This window comes from Photorhabdus australis DSM 17609 (genome assembly GCF_000711895.1).
Lineage (GTDB): Bacteria > Pseudomonadota > Gammaproteobacteria > Enterobacterales > Enterobacteriaceae > Photorhabdus > Photorhabdus australis.
The window spans coordinates 21,200-30,287 of record NZ_KL543988.1; the positions used below are offsets into that span (position 1 = coordinate 21,200).

The window sequence follows — 9,088 nt, forward strand, 5'->3', positions numbered from 1 at the left end:
GATGATGCCGGCATTCCAATATGGCGCCGGCATTGATTTCTTCACAAATGCAATATAGGTTACTACGGATAGAAATTTTTATTCTGTTCAGCCATTTTCACCAAACGCTCACAAGGTACGAATCTATCTCCATACTGACTTTCCAGCTTACGTAGAATTTCCACCACCCTGGCACAACCAAGGCTATCAATATAGCGGAAAGGGCCCCCAAGGAATGGCGGAAAACCTATACCAAATACCGCACCAATATCACCGTCACGCGGACTTCTGATAATCCCTTCATCCAAACAGCGAACGGCTTCATTAAGCATCAGCATCACACAACGCTGAGCAATTTCTGAAGAAAGCATACGAGACTCAGGCGTTATATTCATCAAGGTATAAATTGAACTATCAACTTTTTTACCTTTCTTACCTATCCGCCAAAATTTTCTGGTTTCTGATGTATATAAATAGAAGCCACGGCCGTTTTTCCTACCCTTGCGACCATCTTTCAGTACAACATTAAGAGATTCAGGGGCCGCAAAACGTGGCCCTAATTGCTCTACCAAAATAGGCATAATTTTGGTGCCAACATCAATTCCTACTTCATCTAATAAATTAATTGGCCCTACTGGAAAACCAAAATTAACCAGTGCCTTATCTATACGATCAATTGGCTCTCCTGCTATCAGACAATTTGATGCCTCACTGATATAAGGAACAAGGATACGGTTTACATAAAATCCGGCTTTATCACCTACCACAATAGCGGTTTTTCCCTGCTTTTTAGCCAAAGCAACCGCTGTAGCAATTGTTTTCTCACTGGTTCCTTTATGTGGAATAACTTCCACCAGAGGCATTTTATCTACCGGGCTGAAATAATGCAGACCAATAACCTGCTCTGGTCGTTGAGCTTTTTCAGCAATCTGATGGATAGGAAGCGAAGATGTATTAGACGCAAATACCGTTTCCGGTTTGGCACTAGCTTCAATTTCTGCCACCATCTGTTGTTTCAGTGATAAATCTTCAAATACCGCCTCAACAACAATATCTACCTGTTCGAAACCACGATAACCCGTCGTTCCTGAAATAAGCATCATTTGCTGATCTCGTTCTACCGGACGCAATCGTTTTTGCTTCACGCGCCTGGATAATAAATCCCAAGTGTACTTTAATGCCTGACTAATACCCTTTTCATTAATATCTTTAATACGCGCGGGCAATTTACCACGGGTAGCTGTTACATTCGCAATTCCCCCACCCATCAAACCACCACCTAATATGCCAACACGTTCGATCTTTGCTGGTTTCTCTGATGAGCCTGTCTCATTTTTCAATGACGTTGCGGCAAAAAACAGATTGCGTAAAGCGGCAGATTCCCGTGTCATTGCTAGTTCACCAAATGCCATTGCCTCGGCCCGTAAACCTTGATTCATGCCTTTTTCAAGGCCTTCTTTGACAACATCAATAATTCGTTCAGGTGCAGGATAATGCCCACGAGTTTTCGCCAGTGTTTTTTTACGAACGATATTAAACAAAAAGTATCTTCCTACAGGCCCTACCAATAACCGCTGTTGCCACGGTAAAGACTTACGCATAGGAATGCCTTTTTTGACTTTTTCAACAGCAATTTCCAGCAAAATATCTAATGGCACAGCATCATCCACGACTCCCAGCCGTAATGCCTGTCTCGCTCTTAATTGCCTACCTGTCAGGATCATATCCAGCGCCGAACTGACACCAATAAGTCTCGGCAATCGCTGAGTACCACCTGAACCAGGTAACAATCCAAGCTGAACCTCAGGTAATCCAAGACGGGTTTTATCGTCCAATGAACATATACGCCAATGACATGCCAGTGCCAATTCCAAGCCACCTCCCAAACAAGCACCGTGAATTGCCGCTACAACAGGCAAAGGATAATTGGCTATCTGAGAAAATAATTTCTGCCCCTTTTCAGCCAGATCTTGTGCTTCTTCTTTGGTTTTGCACCCGGCAATCATCGAAATATCAGCACCAGCAATAAACGTGTCCGGTTTACCGGAAATCAATATTAATCCTTTAAGGCCAGAAACCTGCTGAGCTTGTTTGAAAACGTTCAGAAATTGATCAACAAATTCCGCTTTCAGCGTATTTACTTTCTCGCCTGGCACATCAATAGTGATAACACCGATTTTGTCCGGCCTGATATCAAAATTGAAAACAGAAGCAGCCTGTTTTATATCTGCAGTAACGGCTACAGCATCATTCTGAGACTGAGTCATTATTCCACCTCCAATACCATAGCTGTGCCCAACCCGCCAGCAGCACAAGCGGTTGTTAACCCAAGCCCCCCTCCACGACGACGCAACTCATTCAATACCTGCGTCACCATGCGAGCTCCTGTTGCTGCAAACGGATGCCCATAAGCAATTGAACCACCTAAGACATTAAATTTATCCATATCTACTTCACCAATTGCTTGAGCACGCCCTAATTTATTACGGGCAAACTCATCACTGGCAAACATTTTCAAGTTTGCCAATGTCTGAGCAGCAAAAGCTTCATGCATATCAATTAAAGTTAAATCTGTCAGCGTAATACCGGCACGTTCGAGTGCTATTGGCGTCGCATACGATGGCCCCAATAGCATATCCTGCCAAACATCAATCGCAGAGAATGCATAACTACGCAGATAACCAAGCGGTTTTATTCCCAATTCTTTAGCCACAGACTCACGCATTAACATGACTGCTGCTGCGCCATCTGTCAGCGGTGTACTATTTGCCGCGGTCACAGTGCCATACTTGCGATCAAATGCCGGGCGCAATTTTGCATAAGAAGTTAATACTGAATTTTTACGAATATTGTTGTCTTCAGGTAATGCTTCACGATATGGGGGGAAATGGGCCGTCATAACTTCATCAGTCAGCAAACCCTGTTCCCAAGCTTTTGCCGCAAGAACATGGGAGCGATGCGCCAACGCATCCTGATCCTGACGACTGATACGATAGGTCTTCGCCATTTGTTCTGCGGTATCTCCCATACGCAGACCTGTCGAATATTCTGCTACTGCCGGAGATACAGGCAATAAATCACGAAATTTGAGGCGGCTAAGTAAGTTAAGACGCTGAGGCAAAGTTTTCGCTTTATTCATATCAACAAGGGTACGGGCCAGAGATTTAGTTACACCAATCGGTAATACAGAAGACGAATCTGCACCACCCGCAATCCCGATATTCACCGTACCAGCCATAATGCTTTCTGCCACATTAGCAATCGCCTGAAAACTGGTCGCACACGCACGAGATACGCTGTAAGCATCTGTATTCACACTTAACCCAGTACCAAGAACGATTTCACGAGCAATATTTGGCGCTTCAGGCATTTGTACTACTTGTCCAAACACCAGTTGGTCAATCTTTTCAGGGAGTAAACCACTTCTGGTTACCAGTTCATTGACCACTGATTTACCCAATTCCACAGCCGGTATGCCGTGATACGATGTTGCCTGTTTAGCAAATGGAATGCGTAACCCGCTGACAATTGCGATACGATCACCTTGCTGTGTCACTTTTGTTAAATGACGACTCATAACGGCTCCTGAAAAATTATTATTAACTACATCAAATTACTGAAAAAATTTTTTGACCAACCTGGACAGGTCTGACCTGATAGATCATTGTTAGCGTAATGTTTATAAATAGCAAACCTGAATAAACTAAAAATGAGAGCGGGCGCAACTTTAATTTACTTAATGTCTAAACGATCTCAATGCCTTTTCGAGCATGTTCGCAAGCAGTAAAAAAAGAACTAACGATAAGGAGGGACTCAGTGAAATACCTCCGCTATCTACTTAAGACAACGGAGAAAACCTACTCATAGATTAACGCAATCCCAACTGGAAAATCAGTGTTTCTGCCTGACAACAGAAAATGAAATTAGCAATCAGTTGAACACCATACTCAACTAACTCAATTTTATGATTAATAACACAAGGCTCTGATTCAATAAATTTTGCTTTTTCAATCAAAGTGTCAAGCATCTCTTCTGCTTCCTGCTTATCAGCAAAAACGTGCTGGTAAGATACCATGCAGTCTGTATTATCGATTACCGTACCTACATCTACGCAGCAGCAAGCAGCTGTCTCTTCTGCACTATATTTCAATTTCATTAGTCATACTCCATTCTCCAAATATTTATCCTACCGAAATCTGATTTCAAAAATTCATTTTTAAACGTTTTTATTAACACCTAAAATCATTTTTTTGTTAACTGAGTCGCGTTTTTGATATCAATTTGGACATATTTTAAAAACATTCTTGCAACACCAACAGATGTCAGACCTATACTTCACCACTGGTCTGATTTGTCATGAAGACAAACCGACTCTACAATCCTGCGCTCCTTGCTAAGTTAAGTGGCATAGTTAAATAATAAACAAGAGGGTTTTGGTCATGAACCAGAAAAACCTGTTCACCCGTTCAGCATTAGCGGTTGCAGTGGCTCTAATTTCATCCAACGCGGGTGCCGCTGGTTTCCAGTTGAATGAATTTTCTACTTCGGCTTTGGGCCGAGCTTTTTCCGGGGAAGGCGTTGTTGCTGATAACGCAACGGTAGGAAGCCGTAACCCAGCAGCAATGACTCTGTTTGATCGCCCATCATTTTCTATCGGTGCCATCTATATCAACCCAGATGTTGATATTACAGGTAAATCACCAGTGACGGGTAAAAGTACTAACGCTAAAAATATTGCACCAGTAGCCTGGATACCTAACCTACATTTTATTATGCCTATTGATGATCAATGGTTTGTTGGTACTTCAGTCACTACTAACTTTGGACTGGCTACTGATTTTAGCAATAACTACGAAGCGGGCCTTATCGGCGGCAAAACTGATCTGACAACGTTAAACTTCAACCTGAGCGGGGCTTATCGACTAAACGATAACTTCAGCTTTGGTTTAGGGTTGAATGCTGTCTATGCAGACGCAGAAATCACCCGTCATGCTGGGATTCTGGCACAACAAACTAGGGGTATTCTAAAACCAACAGATGAAGTTGCTAATCTGCAAGGTAAAGATTGGGGCTATGGCTGGAACGCGGGCATCATGTATGAAATGGATGAAAATAACCGCTACAGCCTGACTTACCGCTCTAAAGTTAAAGTCAAATTTAAAGACGGTGACTATAAAAATGATATTCCCGTCGCGCTAGGGGAAGTATTGAAGCAAAGAGGAATCCCTTTACCTGCTACCGGAGGCCAAACCATTGGCGGCAGATTAGACCTCAATTTGCCGGATATCTGGGAGGTTTCTGGTTACAACCGCGTAGCGCCTAAATGGGCTATACACTATAGCCTGGCATATACGGGTTGGAGTGAGTTTGATGAACTGAAAGGGACCAGAAATAAAGATGGTTCAGTTCTGTTTAGTAAACATGAAGGCTTCAAAGATGCCTATCGTATTGCTTTAGGCGCAACTTATTATCACGATGACAACTGGACATTCCGTACCGGTATCGCCTTTGATGATAGCCCAATTCCTGCTGAAAACCGCTCTATTTCTATTCCGGATCAAGACCGTTTCTGGTTAAGCGCTGGCGCAACCTACGCATTTAATAAAGACATGTCTGTAGACGTAGGTGTTTCTTACATGCATGGACAGAAAGTCACGGTTAAAGAGAAATTGTCTGAAAAACTACCTTATGCATATGAATTTGATGCAAAAGGTTCTGCCTGGTTATATGGTGTGAACTTCAACTATGCATTCTAATCGAGTATAGTTCTAAAAAAGGATAGCGCTCTACGGCTATCCTTTTTACTTATGAAGTTAAATCCAACAATGACTATCAATCTATACTATCCAAATCACCCTGTAATACTTCAGCATTGGGATTTTTTGTCGCATCCAATTGACCGCCTCTTGCCATAAAATCATGGCTCTGGAAGTAAGCCTCTCGCATCATCAGATAAGGGTCAGATGAATTCATCAACAAGCCATCAGAATCCAGTAAACGAGCACGAGTTTCAATACCTTCAAACACCCACTTACCCGCTGACATCCAAATGGTCAAATAACTCAACATTGGATAAGTCATATCAGCCCAGTTTCCCCCCTCATCACGCAGAGTAAAACTACCATAGCCAGGTAATACAGCATAAGGACCATATCCCACATCATAATAGCCCAAAGTACTACCAAAACGGTTTGGTTCTTCTTTTGCCAACTTAGGATTTGCCATAGTTGCAACATCAATCAAACCACCTATACCCCAAATGGTATTCAGGAAAAAACGATTAAAATGTTTCATTCCCTGATATGGGTTACCACGCAAGAAACTGTTTACCATACTGGCTGGCTCTTCGAGATTACTAAGAAAATTACCCAAACCATTTCGTACAGGCATCGGTACATAATCGCGCCACGTTACAGCTACTGGACGTAATATATAGGGATCAAGGACATTATAATTAAAGTTGAACATTGTACGGTTAAAACCTTCCAGAGGGTCTGAACGCCCCTGTTCAACACTATTAGATGAATCAGCACATCCCACAAGTAATGTAGCTGTAAGAACGATTCCGCCCAAACGATACTTCATACAATTCTCCAAGTAACAACCCTTTAGATCCGGCAAACCAATCTTGTCGCACCACCTGCCGATGATCATCAATAAATATAAATATTACTGACAATTCAATTTGAATGGTACTCAATTTGAGTGATTACTAAATAGGCAAACAGTTCATAACACCTTATCTTAAGAAGAAAAAGCAGTTATAATGCAAAAATTGTCCCCTTAGTTAAATGGATATAACAAGCCCCTCCTAAGGGCTAATTGCAGGTTCGATTCCTGCAGGGGACGCCATTAGCAGAACCAATAACCGCATATGAAATAGAAATATTTTGAGAAATGTAAGAAAACATTACGATAATATACAAGTAAAATAATATCTTTATATAACAATTAATCATTCATTATATAATTAATCGAATATAAATTTTTATTTAACTTAGTAAGACCATAAACATTTGATACCAACTTAAGGTCATTTAATCTTATTGTTTTTCAATAAATTACATTCTTATTAATTCAACAAAATAAACCTCTTTAATTATACACTTCATATCAAACCTAAAATTTCATTATAATAATTATTTAAAATATGATTTAACTTTATTTCAAAATTCAAATAATGCCATTAAACAATAATTATGAAAACAATAACATCCAATAACTCAAAACCACCCCACTGCGAAATAAAATTCCCTATAATTTCAATCAGATAAAATAAATTGATTATTTATTTGAAAATACACCCACAAATCCATAGCAACTAAGGAATAAATATATCATCCAAAGTGAAATTGGAATATTTTTATTGTTGACTTTAAATTGCTTATTATTCTTTCAATGAGAAAAATATGTAAATAAAAAACAATAAAATAACAATCAACATTTCCACGTAGTTATTTAACTCATAGATTTGTGTTTAATAAATTAACACTTTAAAAAATTTTAACCCGACATATACTCAAGACACTTCAAAGTGCATGTTTGAAGTGTCTTGAGTATATACAATTATTAGTTCTAATATGTATATAACCTTCACCTTTCAAGTTGCCGCTTTGTTGGCTGCTTTCACTTCCCCCAGTCACATAGTTATCTATGCGCTAGGGATGCGTTCACTTGCCGCCGTGCTGCAACTTGAAATCTATTGGGATATATCTGCCTTTATAACTTATTCAATCAGTGATAATTGTTGCCGTAAATATGTACCTGAACCCAACAATCCAGGTTGCGGATGAGTAATCAAATAAACAGGAATCTGTTGTATTAATGTTTTAAATCGCCCTTTATCTTCAAATCCATACAAGAAATTTGACTGCTTAAAGAAATTAAGAAATCGTGGCACTATACCACCAGCGATGTACACACCACCAAAAGTTCCCAGATTTAACGCCAAATTTCCGCCAAATCTCCCCATGATTTCACAAAATAACGAGAGAGCACGATGGCAATATTGGCAACTTTCATCCAGTGCTCGTTGTGTCACTGTTTCTGGTTCCAAATCTTCCGGCTGACTATGGTTCAAAATAGTAATGGCCTGATAGAGATTCACCAAGCCACTACCAGACAAGATTCTTTCAACCGAAACATGACCCAACTTGCGACGCAAAACAGCCAATATTGCATCTTGTTCTTCACTATTCGCTGCAAAATCCACATGACCGCCTTCACCTGGCAAACTTATCCATTGCTTGTCTACTTTTATCAGATGAGCCACCCCAAGGCCAGTTCCAGCTCCATATACAGCGATCGGTTTATCTTCAACCGCTTTTCCTCCTCCCAACTGAACTTTGTGTTCTTCTGTCAACATTGGAATAGCCATAGAAACGGCAGTGAAATCATTAATAACATCTAATTTTTCTAGCTTAAGCGCCTGTTTCAGCTCACTAATAGAAAAAGCCCATTGGTTATTAGTCATTTCAATCCAATCACCACTTATCGGGCAAGCAATAGCGATACAAGCGCAAGTTACTACTGTTTTTTGCTCCGCCAAATAGTGGCTAATAATAGACTCTAATCCAACATATTGCCTCGAGTTATATGTTTCAATCTGCTCAATAGTCCCATTTTTCAAATTACAAAGTGCTAATCTGGCATTCGTGCCACCAATATCAGCCACCAGTCCATAGAGATTCATTTTTATATCCCAATAATTAACTAGCACAACAATATATGTAAAGCTTATCCCATCTAGTATTATTGGTATATAGGTAGTTTAAGCGTGAATAACGTTCATAATTAAAGTATATACCGAATGAACTTCAAAATGCTTGAGTCGTCAGACATAAAAACATTTAAATTCAACAACATAATCGTTTTTCAAACATGCACTTTGAAGCATCTTGAGTATATGTAGTAATGAAGTGAGTTAGCCCTAACCCGAACCTGCGACCAATTGATTAAAAGCCACCTGCTTTACCGATTGAGCTAACAATCATCTGAGTGGTATTTGAATTTAATTATGCTTTTTTAGATGGTGGGTCGTGCAGGATTCGAACCTGCGACCAATTGATTAAAAGTCAACTGCTCTACCGACTGAGCTAACGACCCATAT

The 9,088-nt window shown here is 40.2% G+C and carries 6 protein-coding genes and 2 tRNA genes; 2 read left to right on the top strand and 6 right to left on the bottom strand.

Annotated features, from left to right (window positions below; translation table 11 throughout):
- Positions 1-62 precede the first annotated feature (62 nt).
- From fadJ to BO26_RS20425, 3 genes are all read right to left on the bottom strand, one after another.
- Positions 63-2,246, bottom strand: coding sequence for a fatty acid oxidation complex subunit alpha FadJ (fadJ, locus tag BO26_RS20415; RefSeq protein WP_036774694.1), 2,184 nt, complete (start codon positions 2,244-2,246; stop codon positions 63-65).
- A complete protein-coding gene (fadI, locus tag BO26_RS20420; protein WP_036774695.1) occupies positions 2,246-3,556 on the bottom strand; it encodes an acetyl-CoA C-acyltransferase FadI in 1,311 nt (436 codons plus the stop codon). The genes fadJ and fadI overlap by 1 nt, the downstream gene beginning before the upstream one ends.
- 291 nt (positions 3,557-3,847) lie before the next feature.
- Positions 3,848-4,135 (bottom strand): YfcZ/YiiS family protein, encoded by a 288-nt coding sequence (locus tag BO26_RS20425; protein WP_036774697.1) that lies wholly within the window; start codon positions 4,133-4,135, stop codon positions 3,848-3,850.
- A 283-nt stretch (positions 4,136-4,418) separates the two neighbouring features.
- Here BO26_RS20425 and fadL point away from each other — a divergent pair, with 283 nt between their 5' ends.
- Positions 4,419-5,735 (top strand): long-chain fatty acid transporter FadL, encoded by a 1,317-nt coding sequence (gene fadL, locus BO26_RS20430; protein ID WP_036774699.1) that lies wholly within the window; start codon positions 4,419-4,421, stop codon positions 5,733-5,735.
- Between the two features lie 76 nt (positions 5,736-5,811).
- Here the strand turns inward: fadL and mlaA are convergent, their stop codons facing one another.
- Positions 5,812-6,564: a phospholipid-binding lipoprotein MlaA gene (gene mlaA, locus BO26_RS20435; RefSeq protein ID WP_036774700.1), complete on the bottom strand. Its 753-nt coding sequence runs from the start codon at positions 6,562-6,564 to the stop codon at positions 5,812-5,814.
- Positions 6,565-6,756: 192 nt separating this feature from the next.
- On the opposite strand from mlaA, the gene BO26_RS20440 reads away from it, so the two are divergent.
- A tRNA-Arg gene (locus BO26_RS20440) sits at positions 6,757-6,831 on the top strand.
- Between the two features lie 874 nt (positions 6,832-7,705).
- On the opposite strand, the gene glk is transcribed toward BO26_RS20440, so the two are convergent.
- Positions 7,706-8,671, bottom strand: a complete 966-nt coding sequence (gene glk, locus BO26_RS20445) for a glucokinase (protein ID WP_036774701.1) — start codon at positions 8,669-8,671, stop codon at positions 7,706-7,708.
- Between the two features lie 337 nt (positions 8,672-9,008).
- Positions 9,009-9,084 (bottom strand) — tRNA-Lys (locus tag BO26_RS20450).
- Positions 9,085-9,088: the final 4 nt, after the last annotated feature.